The sequence below is a fragment of the Nocardia carnea genome (assembly GCF_029868855.1).
GTDB lineage: Bacteria > Actinomycetota > Actinomycetes > Mycobacteriales > Mycobacteriaceae > Nocardia > Nocardia carnea_A.
Window position 1 is genome coordinate 1 of the sequence record NZ_JARWOV010000317.1, and the last position, 1,828, is coordinate 1,828.

3 protein-coding genes are annotated in these 1,828 nt (G+C 69.1%); 1 reads left to right on the forward strand and 2 read right to left on the reverse strand.

What is annotated here, in order from left to right:
- Positions 1-138: 138 nt before the first annotated feature.
- Together recR and QH195_RS32770 are read right to left on the reverse strand one after the other, a co-directional pair.
- Positions 139-747 carry a recombination mediator RecR gene (recR, locus tag QH195_RS32765; protein ID WP_280438247.1) on the reverse strand — a complete coding sequence of 203 codons (609 nt, stop codon included), beginning with the start codon at positions 745-747 and terminating at the stop codon, positions 139-141.
- A gap of 19 nt (positions 748-766) precedes the next feature.
- Complete coding sequence (locus tag QH195_RS32770) at positions 767-1,099, reverse strand: YbaB/EbfC family nucleoid-associated protein (RefSeq protein ID WP_195055763.1); 333 nt, start codon at positions 1,097-1,099, stop codon at positions 767-769.
- Between the two features lie 149 nt (positions 1,100-1,248).
- On the opposite strand from QH195_RS32770, the gene QH195_RS32775 reads away from it, so the two are divergent.
- On the forward strand, positions 1,249-1,602 hold the full coding sequence (locus tag QH195_RS32775) for a VOC family protein (RefSeq protein ID WP_280425005.1): 354 nt from the start codon (positions 1,249-1,251) through the stop codon (positions 1,600-1,602).
- The last annotated feature ends 226 nt before the right edge of the window (positions 1,603-1,828 follow it).

Here is a 1,828-nt window from a genome sequence, read left to right on the forward strand (position 1 = left end):
CCTCCCGCCGCCCCCCCTCGCGGGCCCCGCCCCCCGGGGCCCGGCCCCCTCCCCGCCGGGCGCGCGCGGGGGGGGGGCTCTCTCCGACGCCGGCACGCCCGGGGCCCAAACCCCGCGCCGCCGGAGGCGGCGCAAATATTACAGCGCGCGGCGGCCGGAGAATGCGCGGCCGAGAGTCAGTTCGTCGGCGAACTCCAGGTCGCCGCCCATCGGGAGGCCGGAGGCCAGGCGGGTGACGGTGAGCCCCGGGAAATCGCGCAGCATGCGCACCAGATAGGTCGCGGTGGCCTCGCCTTCGGTGTTCGGGTCGGTGGCGATGATGACCTCGGTGACGTCCACCCCGTCGTCCTGGTTGCCGATCCGGGTGAGCAGCTCCCGGATCCGCAACTGTTCGGGGCCCACACCGCTCAGCGGGTCCAGTGCGCCACCCAGCACGTGATAGCGCCCGCGGAATTCGCGGGTGCGCTCGATGGCCGGAACGTCCTTGGGCTCTTCGACCACGCAGATCATGCTGCGATCCCGGCGTGGGTCCGCGCAGATCCGGCACAGTTCGCCGTCGGCGACGGTGCCGCATTGCGCGCAGAACCGCACACCGTCGCGGATCTTCTGCAGTACCGCCTGTAACCGGTCGATCTCCGGCGGTTCCACCTGCAACAGGTGGAAGGCGATCCGCTGGGCACTCTTGGGACCGACGCCCGGTAGTTTGCCCAGTTCGTCGATGAGATCCTGAACCGGACCCTCGTACACCGCGTTACTCCGGGACGGCTCAGAAGCCGGGCAGGCCCGGCGCGCCACCGCCGCCGGCCAGCGGACCCAGCCGCTCGGCGGCCAGCTGCTGGGCGTTGGCCATCGCCTGGTTGATCGCGCCGATCACCAGATCCTGCAGCGTCTCCACATCCTCGGGATCCACCGCCTTGGGGTCGATATTCAGCGACACGATCTCACCGGTCGCTTTGATTACTACCTTGACCAGGCCGTTTCCCGCCTGGCCCTCGACTTCGGCAGCAGCGATCTCGGCCTGCGCCGCCATCATCTGCTCCTGCATCTGCTGGGCCTGCTGGAGCAACTGCTGCATATCGAACTGACCATCGGGCTGCACGGCATTCCTCTCTACGGACGAGTCAGGATTCAGCCTAGTGGGACCAGCTCCGCCTCCGCTCACACCGGCCCGGATCGGTGTCGGCGGGTTCTTGTCGGTGGGCCGGTGAATGATGCGGCCACCACCCCGTACGAGGACAGGAAGAGACCATGGCCCCGACCATTGCCGCTACCACTTACGACTGCGCGGACGCCGCCGCACTGGCGGGTTTCTACGCGCGCCTGCTGGACCATCCGGTCGACCCGGAGGCCAGCGAATACGTCGCCACTGTAGGACGCGAATCCGGGCTGACACCGCCGCTTTTCTTCCTGCAGGTGCCCGACAAGACACCGGGCAAGAATTCGGTCCATCTGGATCTCATCGCCACCGATCTGGCTGCCGAGGTCGAGCGGGCCGTGGCCTTGGGAGCGCGGCATATCGGTGATTTCGACGAGCACGGCTTCCGATGGGCCACGCTGGCCGATCCGGAGGGCAATCTCTTCGATATCGCCATCCACCCCTGAGCCGGAATCCTTCGGTTCGGCGCGGTGGCCGAAGCGGCTCCGCGGCCGCCGACCGGCGCCGGGGGCCGGGACCCAGTGGGCGTGGCCGGGACCCCCCCCGGCAACCGCGGATCGTTTTGCCCTGCAGGACCATATCGCGCACATCGATGGGCGGCACACCGGTACCGAGACCCACCGCGACCACGGTGGCTCCGGTCGCGAGCGCCGCGAACGCATCGGCCAGTAC

What these genes read in the sequence shown, in the direction of transcription:
- QH195_RS32775 (WP_280425005.1), top strand. Translation starts at nt 1,249, where the DNA reads ATGGCCCCGACCATTGCCGCTACCACTTACGACTGCGCGGACGCCGCC.